General features: G+C 62.3%; 14 protein-coding genes. 8 read left to right on the top strand and 6 right to left on the bottom strand.

The features are described from left to right. The first annotated feature begins 7 nt into the window (after positions 1 to 7). The 7 genes from C8C92_RS23085 (at position 8) to C8C92_RS23055 (ending at position 6,378) form a co-directional block, all read left to right on the top strand. Entirely contained in the window at positions 8 to 1,012 is a 1,005-nt protein-coding gene (locus tag C8C92_RS23085; RefSeq protein ID WP_116745341.1) for a sulfate ABC transporter substrate-binding protein, read from the top strand. A 53-nt stretch (positions 1,013 to 1,065) separates the two neighbouring features. Then, on the top strand, positions 1,066 to 1,632 hold the full coding sequence (locus C8C92_RS23080) for an alpha/beta hydrolase (RefSeq protein ID WP_099764437.1): 567 nt from the start codon (positions 1,066 to 1,068) through the stop codon (positions 1,630 to 1,632). 42 nt (positions 1,633 to 1,674) lie between these two features. Then, a complete protein-coding gene (locus C8C92_RS23075; protein ID WP_034785187.1) occupies positions 1,675 to 2,313 on the top strand; it encodes a peroxiredoxin in 639 nt (212 codons plus the stop codon). A 259-nt stretch (positions 2,314 to 2,572) separates the two neighbouring features. After that, positions 2,573 to 3,436, top strand: coding sequence for a sulfate ABC transporter permease subunit CysT (gene cysT, locus C8C92_RS23070; protein ID WP_116745340.1), 864 nt, complete (start codon positions 2,573 to 2,575; stop codon positions 3,434 to 3,436). After that, the gene (cysW, locus tag C8C92_RS23065) at positions 3,433 to 4,359 is read left to right on the top strand and encodes a sulfate ABC transporter permease subunit CysW (RefSeq protein ID WP_243420331.1); all 927 of its coding nucleotides are present in this window, start codon (positions 3,433 to 3,435) and stop codon (positions 4,357 to 4,359) included. The genes cysT and cysW overlap by 4 nt, the downstream gene beginning before the upstream one ends. A gap of 1 nt (position 4,360) precedes the next feature. After that, positions 4,361 to 5,431 (top strand): sulfate ABC transporter ATP-binding protein, encoded by a 1,071-nt coding sequence (locus tag C8C92_RS23060; RefSeq protein ID WP_099762431.1) that lies wholly within the window; start codon positions 4,361 to 4,363, stop codon positions 5,429 to 5,431. A gap of 14 nt (positions 5,432 to 5,445) precedes the next feature. Further along, on the top strand, positions 5,446 to 6,378 hold the full coding sequence (locus C8C92_RS23055) for a CysB family HTH-type transcriptional regulator (protein WP_099762432.1): 933 nt from the start codon (positions 5,446 to 5,448) through the stop codon (positions 6,376 to 6,378). On the opposite strand, the gene C8C92_RS23050 is transcribed toward C8C92_RS23055, so the two are convergent. The 5 genes from C8C92_RS23050 to C8C92_RS23030 all read right to left on the bottom strand — a co-directional run bounded on the left by C8C92_RS23050 (position 6,375) and on the right by C8C92_RS23030 (position 12,292). Next, positions 6,375 to 6,728, bottom strand: a complete 354-nt coding sequence (locus C8C92_RS23050; RefSeq protein WP_116745339.1) for an MmcQ/YjbR family DNA-binding protein — start codon at positions 6,726 to 6,728, stop codon at positions 6,375 to 6,377. The genes C8C92_RS23055 and C8C92_RS23050 overlap by 4 nt on opposite strands. Continuing rightward, the gene (locus C8C92_RS23045) at positions 6,725 to 7,336 is read right to left on the bottom strand and encodes a DUF2185 domain-containing protein (protein WP_099762434.1); all 612 of its coding nucleotides are present in this window, start codon (positions 7,334 to 7,336) and stop codon (positions 6,725 to 6,727) included. Before C8C92_RS23045 ends, C8C92_RS23050 begins: the two co-directional genes overlap by 4 nt. A 145-nt stretch (positions 7,337 to 7,481) precedes the next feature. Then, on the bottom strand, positions 7,482 to 9,902 hold the full coding sequence (locus C8C92_RS23040; protein ID WP_116745338.1) for a TonB-dependent receptor: 2,421 nt from the start codon (positions 9,900 to 9,902) through the stop codon (positions 7,482 to 7,484). A gap of 294 nt (positions 9,903 to 10,196) precedes the next feature. Then, the gene (locus tag C8C92_RS23035) at positions 10,197 to 11,243 is read right to left on the bottom strand and encodes an aldo/keto reductase (RefSeq protein ID WP_116746096.1); all 1,047 of its coding nucleotides are present in this window, start codon (positions 11,241 to 11,243) and stop codon (positions 10,197 to 10,199) included. Further along, positions 11,243 to 12,292: a quinone-dependent dihydroorotate dehydrogenase gene (locus tag C8C92_RS23030; protein WP_116745337.1), complete on the bottom strand. Its 1,050-nt coding sequence runs from the start codon at positions 12,290 to 12,292 to the stop codon at positions 11,243 to 11,245. The genes C8C92_RS23035 and C8C92_RS23030 overlap by 1 nt, the downstream gene beginning before the upstream one ends. 205 nt (positions 12,293 to 12,497) lie before the next feature. Between C8C92_RS23030 and C8C92_RS23025 the strand changes: the two genes are divergently transcribed. Beyond that, a complete protein-coding gene (locus C8C92_RS23025; RefSeq protein WP_116745336.1) occupies positions 12,498 to 15,809 on the top strand; it encodes a S41 family peptidase in 3,312 nt (1,103 codons plus the stop codon). A 75-nt stretch (positions 15,810 to 15,884) separates the two neighbouring features. On the opposite strand, the gene C8C92_RS23020 is transcribed toward C8C92_RS23025, so the two are convergent. Beyond that, positions 15,885 to 16,607, bottom strand: a complete 723-nt coding sequence (locus tag C8C92_RS23020; protein ID WP_116745335.1) for an arginyltransferase — start codon at positions 16,605 to 16,607, stop codon at positions 15,885 to 15,887. Positions 16,608 to 16,659 lie beyond the last annotated feature (52 nt).

Raw genomic sequence — 16,659 nt, 5'->3', positions numbered from 1 at the left:
ATCTTAGATGCTGTCGAAAAAAATCATCATTGCCGCCGCCCTCAGCACGTTTGCCCTTCTGCAAACGGCGCAGGCCGCCGATATCACCCTGCTCAACGTGTCGTACGACCCGACGCGCGAGCTGTACCAGGATGTGAACACGGCATTTGCCAAGGAATGGAAAGGCAAGACGGGCGACAACGTCAAGATCAAGCAATCGCATGGCGGTTCCGGCAAGCAGGCGCGCGCCGTCATCGACGGCCTGGAAGCGGACGTGGTCACGTTGGCCCTGGCCTATGACATCGATGCGCTGGCCGAGCACAAGCTGCTGGCCGCCGACTGGCAAAAGCGCCTGGCGCACAACAGCGCGCCGTACACCTCGACCATCGTGTTCCTGGTGCGCAAGGGCAACCCGAAAGGCATCAAGGATTGGAACGACCTGATCAAGCCGGGCGTGTCCGTCATCACGCCGAATCCGAAAACCTCGGGCGGCGCCCGCTGGAATCATTTGGCAGCGTGGGGCTACGCGCTGCGCCAGCCGGGCGGCAATGAAGCCAAGGCCAAGGATTTCCTCGGCAAACTGTATAAAAACGTGCCCGTGCTCGATTCCGGCGCACGCGGCGCCACCACCACCTTCGTTGAACGCGGTATCGGCGACGTGCTGATCGCCTGGGAAAACGAGGCTTACCTGGCCGTCAAGGAACTGGGCCCAACCAAGTTCGACATCATCACCCCGTCCGTCAGCATCCTGGCCGAGCCGCCCGTCGCCGTCGTCGATAAAGTTGCCGACAAGCACGGCACGCGCAAGGTGGCCGAGGCTTACCTGAACTACCTGTACACGGACGAAGCGCAAGACATCATCGCCAAGAATTACTACCGTCCGGCAACGGACAAGGCGGCGAAGAAATACGCGTCGCAGTTTGCCAAGGTCAAGCTGTTCACCATCGAGCAAGTGGCCGGTGGCTGGACGTCGGCCCAGAAGGCGCACTTTGCCGACGGCGGCATCTTCGACCAGATTTATCAGCCGAAGTAATCTTCACCGGCAGGCGGCAACGCTTGCCGGAATCGATCACGCAAGGACACATCATGGCGCTGCGCAGCTTTTCCGATTACCGGGTACTGATCGTGCCGGGCTTGCATAACAGCGGTCCCGAGCACTGGCAGAGCCGCTGGCAGCGCCTGTATCCGCAATTCGAGCGGGTCGAGCAGGATGACTGGAACGAACCCGACCTGGCCACCTGGTCGGCGCGCCTGGACCAGGTGCGGCGGCAAGATGCGCGCCCCACCCTGATCGTCGCCCACAGCTTCGGCTGCCTGGCGACGGCGCACAGCCTGGCGCGCGACCCGCAGGCCGTGGCCGGCGTGCTGCTGGTGGGGCCTGCCGATCCGGACAAGTTTGGCGTGGCGAAAGCCCTGCCGCAAAAGCGCTTGCCTTGCCCCGGCATATTGATCGCCAGCCAGACGGACCCGTGGATGACGGCCGAGCACGCGGCGCAGTGGGCACGGCGCTGGAATTGCAAGTATATTGATGGCGGTGCACTGGGCCATATCAACGCCGAGTCGCGCCTTGGCGATTGGGTCTACGGCCAGGCGCAACTGCAAACGCTGTTTGATCTGGCGCAAAGCGACAAGCGCCACCGTCAGGCAGCCTGATACGACGAACATCCCGCCACACAACTTTTCAAGGAGAGCACGATGACTTTACGCCTGGGCGATGTCGCCCCTGATTTTGAACAAGACAGCTCGATCGGCCCGCTCAAGTTCCACGAGTGGGCTGGCAATTCCTGGGTGGTGCTGTTTTCCCACCCGGCCGACTTTACCCCCGTGTGCACGACGGAACTGGGCCTGACGGCCAAGCTCAAGCCGGAATTCGACAAGCGCAACGTAAAGGCCATCGCCCTGTCCGTGGACGCGGCCGAGTCGCACAAGAGCTGGATCAAGGATATCGAAGAGACGCAAAACACGGTGGTGGGCTTTCCCATCATCGCCGACGTCGACAAGAAAGTGTCGGTGCTGTACGACATGATTCACCCGGAGCAATCCGTCACGGCCACCGTGCGCTCCGTCTTCATCGTCGACCCGAACAAAAAGGTACGCCTGATCCTCACGTATCCGCTCAGTACGGGCCGCAACTTCAATGAAATCCTGCGCGTCATCGACGCCCTGCAACTGACGGACGGCTACACGGTGGCCACGCCCGGCAACTGGAAGGACGGCGACGACGTCATCATTCCCTTGACCGTGCAAGACCCGGATGTGATCAAGCAGAAGTATCCGAAGGGATTTACGGCGGCGAAACCATACCTTCGTTTGACGCCGCAGCCAAACAAGTAATTCCGGGGTCAGTCGCTGATATACCCCAAAAGCAAGTTCTGGGGTCGGACCCTCAGGGTCTGACCCCGGCATTTCGCAGGGGTTTCTCAAGTGACACTTAAAAAACGCACCTGTCCGGTGCGTTTTTTTTCGCCCAGCACTTTGATAGCGAAGTATGCAAAATCCATCTAAGCAAATGAGAAATGGTTAGTTCTTTTTATAACGATTGCATGTGAATATTGCACCCTATAACTCAAAAATGTAATAAGAAGGGGTTTCTATGTCTGCAGCATCAGCAGCACCGATCAAGGCGCGCGGCGCGCCGTTTCGGGTCATGCCGGGTTTCAAGCTGTCACTGGGCTTCACGCTCTTTTACCTGGCCTTGATCGTTCTCATTCCGCTCTCGTCGGTGTTCCTGAAAACCTTCACCATGACGTGGGACGCCTTCTTCAGTGCCGTCACGTCCGACCGCGTGATGGCGTCGTACCGGCTGACGTTTGGCGCCTCGCTGATCGCCGCCCTGCTGAACGTGGTGTTTGGCGGCATCCTGGCCTGGGTGCTGGTGCGCTATAAGTTCCCCGGCAAGCGCATCATCGACGCCCTCGTCGACTTGCCGTTCGCCTTGCCGACGGCCGTGGCCGGCATCACCCTGACGGCCCTGTATTCCTCGAACGGCTGGTTCGGCCAGTTCATCGAAGGCGTGCTGGGCATCAAGGTGGCGTTCACGCCGCTGGGCGTGGTGGTGGCGCTGACCTTCATCGGCTTGCCCTTCGTCGTGCGCACCGTGCAACCGGTGCTGGAAGACGCGGAAAAGGAACTCGAAGAAGCGGCCGCCAGCCTGGGCGCCAATTCCTGGCAAACGTTTATTCGCGTCATCTTTCCCACGATTTTGCCGTCCTTGCTGACGGGCTTTGCGCTGGCCTTTGCCCGCGCCACGGGCGAGTACGGTTCGGTGATCTTTATCGCCGGCAACATGCCGATGGTGTCGGAAATCACGCCGCTGTTCATTATTACCAAGCTGGAGCAATACGATTACGCGGGCGCCACGGCCATCGCCGTGGTGATGCTGGTGGTGTCCTTCCTGCTGTTGTTAACGATTAACCTGCTGCAAGCCTGGACGCGCGGAAAGGCGAAGAAATCATGAGTACGAATATCACTGCCGTGGCGACTGTGGAAGATCCGCTGCCAAAGGCGCGCCGTTTCGAACCGAACGTCGGCCCCGTCGTGCTGGAACCGTTGTGGGTGCGCACGGTATTGATCAGCATCGCCCTGCTGTTCCTGACGGCATTCCTGATCGTGCCCCTGGTGGCCGTGTTTGCCGAAGCGTTCAAGAAGGGCTGGGAAGCGTATATCGCCGCCATCATCGATCCGGATGCGATTTCCGCCATCAAGCTGACCCTGATCACGGCGGCCATCGCCGTGCCGCTGAACCTGGTGTTCGGCGTGGCGGCATCGTGGTGTATCGCCAAGTTCGAGTTCCGCGGCAAGAGCATCCTGCTGACCCTGATCGACTTGCCGTTTTCCGTTTCCCCGGTGATTTCCGGCTTGATCTATGTGCTGATGTTCGGCGCCCAGGGCTGGTTCGGTCCGTGGCTGCAGGAACACGACATCAAGATCCTGTTTGCCGTGCCCGGCATCGTGCTGGCCACCATCTTCATTACCTTCCCCTTCGTCGCGCGCGAACTGATACCGCTGATGCAGTCGCAGGGCAGCGAAGAGGAAGAGGCCGCCCTCGTGCTGGGCGCGTCGGGCTGGAACACGTTCCGCCGCGTGACTTTGCCAAACATCAAGTGGGGTCTGCTGTACGGCGTGATCCTGTGTAACGCCCGCGCCATGGGCGAGTTCGGTGCCGTGTCCGTGGTCTCCGGCCATATCCGCGGCGAAACCAACACCATGCCGCTGCAGGTGGAAATTTTGTACAACGAGTACAACTTTGCCGCCGCGTTTGCCGTCGCCTCCCTGCTGGCCTTGCTGGCCTTGGTGACCCTGGCCTTGAAAGCTTTTATTGAGTGGCGTTTGAACGAGAGCGACGCCGACGATTCCGCCTTACGTTCTACGGAGCACTGATATGACCATCGCAGTTAAAAACATCAATAAACGTTTCGGTGATTTCGTCGCCCTCGACAATATCTCGCTGGACTTTCCCGCCGGCGAACTGACGGCCCTGCTGGGCCCGTCCGGCTGCGGCAAGACCACCTTGCTGCGCATCATCGCCGGCCTCGAACATCCGGACAGCGGCCAGGTGCTGCTGGACGCGGAAGATGCGTCGAACCGCCATGTGCGCGAGCGGCAAGTGGGTTTCGTCTTTCAACACTATGCGCTGTTCAAGCACATGACCGTGTTTGAAAACGTGGCCTTTGGCCTGCGCGTGAAGTCGCGCAGCGAGCGCCCGTCGGAAGACCAGATCCGCCGCAAAGTCAAAGATTTGCTGGAACTGGTGCAGCTGGACTGGCTGGCCGACCGCTATCCGCCGCAGTTGTCGGGCGGACAACGCCAGCGTATCGCCCTGGCGCGCGCACTGGCCGTCGAACCGCGCGTGCTGCTGCTCGACGAGCCGTTCGGCGCTTTGGATGCCAAGGTGCGCAAGGAATTGCGCCGCTGGCTGCGTCGCCTGCATGACGACTTGCACGTCACCAGTATTTTTGTCACGCATGACCAGGAAGAAGCGCTGGAAGTGGCCGACCAGGTGGTGCTGATGAACAAGGGCACCGTCGAGCAACTGGGTTCGCCGGAGCAGGTGTACAACCATCCCGCGTCGCCGTTTGTGTACGGTTTCCTCGGCAACGTCAACCTGTTCCATGGCCGCGTGCATGACGGCGTGATGGCGACCGGTGACGCCAGCTTCGACGTGCCCGACTATGCGGGTGTGAGCGACAGCAAGGGCACGGCCTATGTGCGTCCGCACGACCTGGAAATCGACCGCTACACGCAGGGTGCCGAAGGCATCGTCGTGAAACTGAGCCGCGCGCATGCGATCGGCCCGCTGGCCCAGCTGGACTTGCAGCGCATCGATAACAGCGAACTGATCGAAGCGGTGATGTCGAACGAGCGTTTTACGCATCTGCAGCTGAAGGAGGGCGAGACGCTGGTTGTGCGCCCGAAACGATTACACGTGTTCGTTGAACCGACAAGAACCTAAGAGGCTGGAACACTATGAATTTTCAACAACTGCGCTCGATCCGCGAAGCGGCCCGCCGCGGCTATAACCTGACGGAAGTGGCCAACGCCCTGTTCACGTCGCAACCGGGCGTGAGCCGGCAAATCCGCGAACTCGAGGACGAGCTGGGCGTGGTGATTTTCGAGCGCAACGGCAAGCGCTTGACGGGCTTGACGGAGCCGGGCAAGGGCATTTTGAAAATCGTCGACCGTCTCTTGATCGAGGCGGAAAACCTGCAGCAGGCCAGCCTCGAATACAGCGGCCAGACCAGCGGCACTCTCTCGGTGGCGGCCACGCACACGCAGGCGCGCTATGCGCTGCCGAAAGTGGTGCAGGGCTTTCGCGCCGCCTATCCCGACGTGCGCATCGCGCTGCAGCAAAGCGCGCCCGAACACATCGCGGAATGGGTGTTGTCGGGCAAGACCGATATCGGCATCGCCACGGAAGGCCTGAGCCAGTTCCCCGACCTGGTGTCGTTCCCGTGCTACCGCTGGAGCCATCTGATCGTCGTGCCGGATGGCCACCCGCTGCTGGAACACTCGCCGATCCGCCTGGAAGACCTAGCCAAATATCCCTTGATTACCTACGACAAGGGTTTCACGGGACGCGGCCATATCGACGATGCGTTCGCCAAGGCGGGCGTGGCGACCGACATCATCCTCACCGCCATGGATTCCGACGTCATCAAGCAATACGTGGCGCTGGGCCTGGGCGTGGGCATCGTGGCCTCGATGGCCTTCGACCATGGCCGCGACAAGGGCTTGCGTGCCGTGGAAGCGTCGCATCTGTTCGCCAGCAACACGACGCGCCTGGCCGTGCGTCGCGGCGCCTACCTGCGCGCCTACGCCTACGAGTTCATCTTGCAACTGGCGCCGGATCTGACGCGCGCAGACATCGACCGCGCCATGGCGGGCGAGGAAGCGCTCTAGGCGATGGCCGCCCTTTGCGCGCGCGTCAGGCTGGCCACGGCGCGCGCGTAGCTATCCTTCACCAGTTGTGCCAGGTAATCGCTGGGGAAACGCGCCACGTCGACGATGGTGACCCAGTGAAAGCGGCCCATGTAGCGGGCCGGTTTCACGCCGGGCATGTCCGTCAGTTCAATAAAGCGTTCCGCGCTGACACGCAGGCTGAAGCGCCACTGCTCCGGTGCGCTGGTCTTAAAGTAGGCAAATTTCTTGCCGCTCACTTCACACACGAGGATGTTCGACGGCGCACCGTACAGCACGGCTTGCGCGCCGGGCAGGGCCGCGCAAAAATCCTTCAATTCATCAGTTGTCATTCGTCCACCGCCACGAATTGTTGCGAGTTGTGGTCGAAGGCATAGGCCGACCCGGCTGGAGCATCGAGCAGCGCAATAAAACGGTCGTCCACGCTGAGCACGGCACCGAGCGACACGAGGGCCACGTTGGCGCTGTCGTTGATGTAGTCGTCGCTTTCGTCGTTGGCCGTGAAGCGCCAGCCGCTGTCTTCGCCGTTGTCCGGCTCCTCGCGGTACAGATAGCCGACGGGCGCGCCGTCTTCCAGTACGCGTTTTGTCACAAAGCACAGGCCTGCATAGCGGTTGACGAGATTGTCGTCATCGTCGTGCTGGGTATTGATGATGTGGCGCGCTTCGAAGGCGATGGCGTCCTTGGCGTGCAGATCAGCGATGTAGCCGGGCATGTTGTCGAGCTTGCCCGTGAAGTGGCCATTCGCTTCCAGCGTATCAACCAGCACCCACATGCGCTCGGCGCCCGGTGCTTGCGGATCGTCGCTGTGGAAGGCGAAGATCAGCTTGACCACCTCGCCGGGGCGCACCTGGGCGATGGCCTCGGGCGGCGATTTGTAGAAGGTGTAAGGGTGGCGCGCCGCCAGTTCGGCAGCGTCGGTCAGATGCCAGCTGGGCATGGTATTCCGTCGTCAGAGTGGGCGAATGTCCATGGTAGCCTATTGCTGGCCAGGATGGCCACCCGTACGCCAGGGCTGTATTTGCTCGGTCGGAATAAAAAACGGGAGGCAGATGCCTCCCGTGCTGTGTTGCTATTGCCAGCGATTACCAGCTATAGCCCGCCTTGGCGTAGTAATAGCGGCCGTTGAAGCCGTTTGGCGCGAAGATGCTGTACGGCTGGATGCCGTTGACGTTCAGGTTGCCGTTGCTCGTCACTTGCGCCGGGTAGCGGTTGGTGACGTTGTCGATGCCGGCCACCAGGCGCCAGTTCTTGCCCAGCCTCACGGAACCGGACACGTCCAGTACCCATTGCGGATCATACGTCTGGTCCAGCTTGGCATCGTTCTGCGGCACGGTGAAGCTGCCGTAGCGCGTCACCAGGCCGTGCACGTTCCAGATGCCGAAGCCATAGTCGGCGGCCAGGCTGAACTTGTCCTTCGGCGACGCCACCGTGGTGCGCGCTATGGTCTGGCGGTCGATCAGTTTCAGGTTGTTGGCCGTCAGGATGGCCGGGTTGTCCGCCACGCGCTCCACTGAACTCTTGTTGTGGTTGTAAGCCACGGTCAAGTCCAGGCGGTTTTTCTCCTGCAGGTCGATGCGGTAGGTGCTGACGATGTCCACGCCTTCGGTGCGCGTGTCGACGGCGTTGGTGAAGTAGCGCGCTGCTGTGACGGGGGCGCCGGGAGCTGAAACGAGTTGTTGCAGCGTGGCGTTCAGTTGCAAGTTACCCGAGAACAGCACGCGGTTATCGATGTCGATGCGGTAGGCGTCGATGGACGCGGTGAAGTTGCGGCTAGGCTGGAATTGCAGGCCCAGGCTGTAGTTGCGGGCCTTTTCCGGTTTCAGGTTTTGCGCACCCAGGGCGCGCGCTTCTGGCGTGTTGACGGCGTAGGTGGCCGTTTCCAGCGGGGTGTTGACGAGATCTTTTACGATGAAGCTTGTGGTGGTGATGGTGTAGTACTGCTGCGCCAGCGACGGCGCGCGGAAGCCGCTCGACACGGTGCCGCGCAGAGACAGCGCATCGCTGAACGAATAGCGGGCCGAACCCTTGGCCGAAGTGGTGCTGCCGAAATCGCTGTAGCGCTCATGGCGCAGGGCCACGCCACCGGACAGGTTTTTCGTCGCTTCCGCTTCCAGGTTGACATAGATCGATTCGTTGTGGCGCGAGTGGCTGCCCGCGTTGGCGGGACGGTAGCCGGAGAAGCTTTGCGAACCGCTGCCGAAATAGGATGCGGGCTCCCCAGCGCCTATCGTGTATTTTTCATGGCGCGCTTCCGCGCCCACGGCCACCGTCAGCGGCCCCGTAAAGTAAGACACGGGAAATTCGCGCGCCGCATCGAGGTTCAATACGGTTTGTTCATTTTTCAGCGAGCCGGCATAAAAGTGTGTGGGGCTGTTCGCGCCTAGCGACTGGTTGACCGTGTTCTCCAGGTCCAGTTCGAACTTGTTGCTGCCGTAATTGATGCTGGCATCCCAGCGCCAGCCGGCCGCCTCGCCGCGCAAGCCGGTGACGATGGATTGGTCGGTCAGGGTACTGTTTTGCAGCGGCAGGAAGCCTTCCGGGAAGAGCGGCGTGCGCTGCGAGTACACCTTGGTGTTGGAGTCCTGTATCAGGGCCGTGCGCCAGGTGGCGGCGGCCGACGTATCGCGCTTGCCATAGTTGCCGAAGGCATACCAGTCCACATTGTCATTGATGTGGTATTCGCTGTTGAGAAAAATCGTCGCCGGTTTGCTTTCCGCGTCGCCGTAGCGCTGGTTGACCTTGCCGTAGCGCGGTTCCAGCGGATTGCGCAAATCGGCGCCGGCACGGTCGGTCGGGTCACGTTCGGCCACTTCCGCCGAGACGCGCACCCAGCCGTCGTCGCCCAGGGCGAAGCCGGCCGAACCCTTGATGGATTTTTGCTTGCCGTCGCGTTCCTGCGTCTGGCCATAGCCCACTTCGATATCGCCGCCGGCCGCGCCTTTTTTCAGGATGATGTTGATCACGCCGGCAATCGCGTCGGAGCCGTACTGGGCCGCCGCGCCATCGCGCAGTACTTCCACGTGGTCGATGGCGGCCAGGGGAATGGCGTTCAGGTCGACGGGCGCCGAGCCGCGGCCCAGGGAACCGTTGACGTTGACCACGGCGGACGTATAACGGCGCTTGCCGTTCACCAGTACCAGGGTCTGGTCGGGCGACAGGCCGCGCAGCTGCGCCGGACGCACGGCGTCGCTGGCGTCGGCGCCCGTGGCGCGGGCAAAGTTCAGCGATGGCAGCAGGCGGCTCAGCACGGTAGCCAGTTCGCCCGAACCCGTGCTTTGCAGGTCGCGCGAGGTGAGGATGTCGATCGGCGATTCGGAATCGATGGTGCGGCGGTTCTTGGCGAAGGTACCGGTGACCACCACCGATTGCAATTCACCTTCGGCCGGCAGCTCTTGCTGCGCTTGCACATGCATTGGCAGGCTGAAGCAGGCGATCAGGCTGGCGGCGATAACGGTTTTCACGGGGAGGGCGGGAAGCTGGGAGCGGGCGGTGCTTGAACTCATCGACAATATCTCTTCGGTTGGTGGTTGCGCGGACCATGGCGGTCCGGTGACGAAATCAGCTTAGCAGCGGGCGAACGGCGTGCTTACGAATTGTTCTGTCTATCGATATGCAATAAATATCTGATACTGGCCAACATGGCGCGAGTAGTGCATATGGCCTTGTCTCCAGCATACGACCGGGCATGGCAGGCTGCAATGCTGCACCGCAGTAAATTGTTGGCTGTTGTATAAATACGACTATCCGCGAGGAGCGTGGGGTATCTGGCGGCGGCATGCTCCGCCAGATGGTGGCGCCTACTGGCCCGGATTGGGCGCTTTGGCGTGGATGGCGTCGACGGCCGCCAGCAGTTCCGGCGACAAGCTGACTTCATGCGCATCGATATTTTGCTGCAGTTGCGCCACGCTGGTGGCGCCGATGATGGTCGAGGCCACGAACCAGCGCGTATAGCACCAGGCCAGCGCCAGCTGTGCCGGCGTCAAGCCGTGCGCGCGGGCCAGCGCCGCATACTGGCTGGCTGCCGCGATGGTGGCAGGGCGCACGTAGCGGGGACTCCAGCCGGCCGGGAAGCGCGTCAGGCGGCCCTTGGCCTGCGGATCGTCGAGGTATTTCGCCGTCAGCTGGCCGAAGGCCAGCGGGCTGTAGGCCAGCAAGCTGACGTTTTCCCTGTGGCAGGTTTCGTCGAGCAGGCTGGTTTCAAAGTGGCGCGCCGTCAGGTTGTACAGGTTCTGGATGGACGCGATGCGCGGCAAGCCTTTCAGCTCGGCCTGCTTGATGAATTCGCACACGCCCCACGACGATTCGTTCGACACGCCGATGTGGCCGATCTTGCCTTCGTCGACCAGCTTGCCCAGCACGGCCAGCGTATCCTCGATGGCCACCGAGGCGTGTTCCTTGCGCGGGTTGTAGACGCTGGCGCCGAAGATGGGCAGGTTGCGGCTGGGCCAGTGCAGCTGATACAGGTCGATGTGCTCCGTCTGCAGCCGGCGCAGGCTGTCCTCGACGGCGGCGCGGATGTTGACCGCGTCGTGGTCCGTCTTGCCCTTGCGTATCCAGTGCATGCGCGAGTTTGGCCCGGCTATCTTGCTGGCCAGCACGATGTCGCTGCGCCGGCCGCTTTTCTTCAGCCAGCTGCCGATATGGCGCTCCGTGCTGCCCTGCGTCTGCGCGCTGGCCATCACCGGATACATCTCCGCCGTGTCGATGAAGTTGATACCCCGTTCCAGCGCGTAATCGAGCTGGCTGTGCGCTTCGGCTTCCGAATTCTGTTCGCCGAAGGTCATCGTGCCCAGGCAGATCCGGCTCACTTCCAGGCTGCTGGCGCCCAGCTTGATCTTGTTGATCATTTCGCCTGTTTGCCGTGCAGCGCGCGTGCGCAATCCTTGATCAAGGCGGGACCGGCGTAAATCAGGCCGCTGTACAGCTGCACCAGCTGCGCGCCCGCCTCGAACTTGGCCACGGCATCCTTGCCTTGCATGATGCCGCCCACGCCGATGATGGGCAAGGCGTCGCCCAGTTCCGCCTTCAGCAAACGGATGACATTGTTCGACAGCTCGAACACGGGCGCGCCCGACAGGCCGCCCGCTTCCGCACCGTGCGGCATGCCTTCGACGGCGCTGCGCGACAGGGTCGTGTTGGTGGCGATGACGCCGTCGATGCGGTGGCGCGTGAGCGAGTCGGCGATGCTTTTCACCTGTTCAGCATCCATGTCCGGCGCGATTTTCAGGGCCAGCGGCACGTAGCGCTTGTGTTTGTCCGCCAGGCGCGCCTGGGCATCCTTGAGCTGCGACAGCAGGGCGTCGAGTTCGGACGCGCCCTGCAGCTGGCGCAAATTCTTGGTGTTCGGCGAGGAGATGTTCACCGTCACATAGCTGGCATACGGGTAGACTTTTTCCAGGCACAGCAGGTAGTCCTCGGCCGCCCGTTCGATGGGCGTGTCGGCGTTCTTGCCGATGTTCAGGCCCAGCACGCCGGCGCGGTTCTGGTAAAACTTCGACGCCTGCACATTGGCCACGAAGGCATCCACGCCGCCATTGTTGAAACCCATGCGGTTGATGATGCCCTGCGCCTGCGGCAGGCGGAACATGCGCGGTTTCGGATTGCCCGCCTGCGCGCGCGGCGTGACGGTGCCCACTTCGATGGAGCCAAAACCCAGGTCGGCCAGCGCGTCGATGTAGGCGCCATCCTTGTCCAGGCCAGCGGCCAGGCCCACGGGATTGGGGAAGGTAATGCCCATCACCGTGCGCGGATCAAGCGCCGGTTTGCCGGCCAGCTTGGTCAGGCCCAGCGCGCTGGCGCGTTTCAGGGCGGGCAGGGTGAGATGGTGGGCCGCTTCGGCATCCATCGAAAACAGCAGCGGGCGGGCGAGGGAGTACAGGAATTTTTCAGACATGGGGGCGCTTTTAGGGTGGTGCGCAGGCCGCCGGGAAGGGCTGGCGGCGCGCGAAATAAGTGGCGTATTTTACCGTGTTCCACGCGGCGGCCGGGTGTATAGTTCTCTTTGGTCTGATGCAACATTAATTCCTTGATAATTTGTATCCGGCCATGGACGTTCCTGTTTCTTCCCTGTTCTGTTTACCTTACAAGCGAGACATCGATTGAAAAAGACACGCATCTTGACGGCCATCGCGGCCGCCAGCGCACTGCTGCTGAGCCACCCGGCCCTGGCCCTGCCCAATACGCAAGACACCCGCATGCTGAGCGAGCCGGCCGTCTCCAGTCGCCATATTGCCTTCATCTATGCGGGCGACCTGTGGCTGTCGAACCTCGATGGCGGCGGCGCGCGGCGCCTCACGTCCGACCTGGGCGACAAGTCCAATCCCGTCTTCTCGCCCGACGGCAGCCAGATCGCGTATAGCGCCAACATCGACGGCAATGTCGACGTGTATGTGATCGCGGCGGCGGGCGGCGTGCCGCGCCGCCTGACCTTCCATCCGGGCGCGGACCTGGCGCAGTCGTTCACGCCCGATGGCCAGGCCGTGATGTTCACCTCGCCCCGTGCCGCCTTCAACAACCGTTTTCAGAAGTTGTTCACGGTGCCGCTGGCAGGCGGCGTGGAAACCCAGCTGGAGATCCCGAACGCGTCGCGCGCCGCGTATTCGCCGGACGGCCAGCGCATCGCCTACAACCCGCTGATGCCGGCCTTCAAGCAGTGGAAGCGCTACCGGGGCGGCACCAATTCCTGGCTGTGGCTATTTTCCTCGGCCGATAAATCCATCGAAAAAATCCCCCAGCCGACGACGCGCTCGAACGACGTCGATCCCATGTGGATCAAGGACACCGTGTACTTCCGCTCGGACCGCAACGGCGAATTCAACCTGTTCGCGTATGACGTCAAGACCAAAGCCGTGCGCCAGCTGACGCAGCATACGGATTTCCCCGTGCTGAATGCGTCGGCGGCGAATGGCACCATCGTCTATGAGCAGGCGGGCTACCTGCACGCGTTTGACATCGCCAGCGGCCAGGCGCACAAACTCGCCATCGGCGTGGCCAGCGACCTGGGGCAGACGCGCCCGCGCTGGGTGAAGAACGCGAAATACATCCGCGACGCGTCGATTTCGCCGTCGGGCGCGCGCATCGCCTTTGAATACCGGGGCGAGATCGTCACCATCCCCGCCGACAAGGGCGACGTGCGCAACCTGACGCAGACGGCTGGTGCCCACGAGCGCACGCCCATCTGGTCGCCCGATGGCCGCTCGGTCGCGTATTTCTCGGACGAGTCGGGAGAATATGAACTGCATGTGCGTGCGCAGGACGGCAAGGGTGCCGTACGCAAGTTCAAGCTGAATGGCAGCGGCTTCTATGACAACGCCGTCTGGTCGCCCGACAGCAAGAAGATCGCGTTTGCCGACAATGGCTGGAGCATGTATGTGATCGACGTCGGCACGGGCAAGGTGCAGAAGGTCGCCACGGAGCCGATGTATGGCGTCGACAAGAGCATGCGCGCCGCGTGGGCGCCCGATTCGCGCTGGCTGGCCTACACGCTCAATTCGCCCACCTACACGCGCAGCGCGTATATCTATTCCGTGGAGCAGAACAAGTCGATGCCGGTGACCGATGGCCTGTCCGACGTGGCCCAGCCCGTGTTCGACAAGAGCGGCAAATATCTGTACTTCTTCGCCTCGACCAACGCAGGCCCCAGCAACAACTGGTTCTCGCAGCAGAATGAAGACAACCTGGTGACGCGCACCGTGTGGATGGCCGTGCTGCGTCGCGACTTGCCGTCGCCGCTGATCAAGGAAAGCGACGAGGAAAAGGCCGCCAGCGCGGAGAGCAAGAAAGACACGGCCAAGGCGGAAGCCGAGCCGAAGAGCGAAGCGAAGGTCGATCCGAAGACGGGCCGCGACGATCCGAAAGTGGTGGTGGCGCCCGTGGCGCCGATCAGCATCGATTTCGACGGCATCGCCACGCGCATCGTCGACCTGCCGCTGCCGGCCGCGCAATTCTCCAGCCTGACGGCCGGCGCTGCGGGGCAGATCTTCCTGCTGCGCGAAAGCGATGGCAAGAAGGCCGTGCAGCGCTTTGACTTGAAGGAGCGCAAGGCGGAAACCGTGGTGGCCGAAGCCGATGATTTCGAGGTCTCGGCCGATGGCAAGAAGCTGCTGTACCGCCAGAAGGATAACTGGGCCATGGGTTCCGCCACAGGCAAGCTGCTGGCGCCGGGGGAGGGCAAGATCAAGGTCGACGCCATCGAAGTGAAAGCCGATCCGCGCGCCGAGTGGACGCAGATTTTCAATGAAGTGTGGCGCATCAACCGCGACTATTTCTATGATCCGGGCATGCATGGCGTGGACTGGAAGGCCATGCGCGACAAGTACGCCGTGTTCCTGCCCGAGCTGTCCAGCCGCGCGGACCTGAACCGGTTGATTCAATGGATGTGCAGCGAACTGGCCGTGGGCCACCATCGCGGCGGCGGCGGCGACGATTTTATCGAGGCGAAGAAAGTGCCGGGCGGCTTGCTGGGCGCCGATTACGAAGTGCGCGACGGCCATTACCGCTTCAAGAAGGTGTATGGTGGCTTGAACTGGAATCCGGCCCTGCGCGCGCCGCTGACGGAGCCGGGCCTGAACGTCAAGGCGGGCGAATACCTGCTGGCCGTCGACAGCCGTCCTTTGCTGCCGCCGACGAATATCTACAGCGCCTTCGAGAACACGGCCGGCAAGGCCATCGACCTGACCGTGGGGCCATCGGCCGACGGCAAGGGCGCGCGCACGATCACCGTGGTACCCGTGCCGACCGAGGATGCCCTGCGCAACCGCGACTGGATCGAGGGCAATATGCGCAAGGTCAATGCGGCGACCAATGGCAAGGTGGCGTATGTGTACGTGCCCAATACGGCGGGCCTGGGCCACACCTATTTCAAGCGCTATTTCTTCCCGCAGGCGGACAAGCAGGCCATCATCGTCGACGAGCGTTTCAATGGCGGCGGCAGCGTGGCCGATTACTACATCGAGATCCTGCAGAAGAAGGAAATCGCCTGGTGGACCATGCGCTATGGCGCCGACATGAAGACGCCGTCCGCCTCGATCCAGGGGCCGCGCGCCATGCTGATCGACGAGACGGCCGGTTCGGGCGGCGACCTGCTGCCGTGGATGTTCCGCAAAAACAACATGGGCCCGCTGATCGGCAAGGCGACGTGGGGCGGCCTGGTGGGCATCCTCGGCTTTCCCGTGCTGATGGATGGCGGCACCATCACGGCGCCGAACCTGGCGTTCTGGACGCGCGAAAACGGCTGGGGCGTGGAAAACGAAGGCGTGCCGCCCGATATCGAAGTCGAGCAAACGCCGGCCGACGTCATTGCCGGCCGCGATCCGCAGCTGGAAAAGGCGATCGAGGTGATCCAGGCCGAACTGGCGAAGAACCCGCCCGTGCGGCCGGCACGTCCGGCGTTTCCTGACAAGAGCAAATAAAACGGAAACCCCCGTTGCAAAGACTGGGGTCGGACCCTGAGGGTCCGACCCCGGCCCTTCACCGTTGGGTTTAATTTACAGGATCACCCACTGCCCCTTGATGCGCGCTTCCAGCGGCTTGAAGTTGGTTTTATATGCCATCTTCGGACTTTGTTCTATCCAGTAGCCCAGGTAGATGTAGGGCAGGCCCAGTTCGCGCGCCTGGGCGATTTGCCACAGCACGTTGTAGGTGCCGTACGAGGCGCCCGGCACGTCGGGATCGAAAAACGTGTAGACGGACGACAGGCCATCGGCCAGCACGTCGATGATGCTGACCATGCGCAGGATGCCGTCGGCATCGCGAAACTCCACCAGGCGCGTGTTGACCCGGCTTTGCAGCAAAAATTGCGCGTACTGGTCGCGGCTGTCCTGGTCCATGCCGCCGCCCGCGTGGCGCGTGCTCTGGTAGCGCAGATACAGCTCGTAATGCTCGTCGAGGAAGGAGAGGCTGGCCACGCCCGCCTGCAGGTCGGCGTGTCGGCTCCAGGCGCGGCGCTGGTTGCGGTTGGGCGTGAACGATTGCGCCACTACGCGCACGGGGATGCAGGCCTGGCAGCCGTCGCAGTACGGCCGGTAGGTGAAGATACCGCTGCGGCGAAAGCCGTTGCGCACCAGTTCCGAATACACGTCGCTGTTGATCAGGTGCGAAGGCGTGGCCACCTGCGAACGGGCCTGGCGGTCGTCCAGGTAGCTGCACGGGTAGGGCGCCGTCGTGTAGAACTGCAGGGTGGCAAACGGTAGTTCGTTCAGGTGCGTCATGCTGATCCTGTCTAGTCTGGCCGCAGCAATGGATGTCTGTGTGAAGCTATCA

The organism is Janthinobacterium sp. 78 (assembly GCF_003096775.1).
GTDB classification, from domain to species: domain Bacteria; phylum Pseudomonadota; class Gammaproteobacteria; order Burkholderiales; family Burkholderiaceae_D; genus Janthinobacterium; species Janthinobacterium tructae.
Note: the sequence above shows the minus strand (reverse complement) of the source record. Positions and strands in the feature narration are given on the sequence as shown.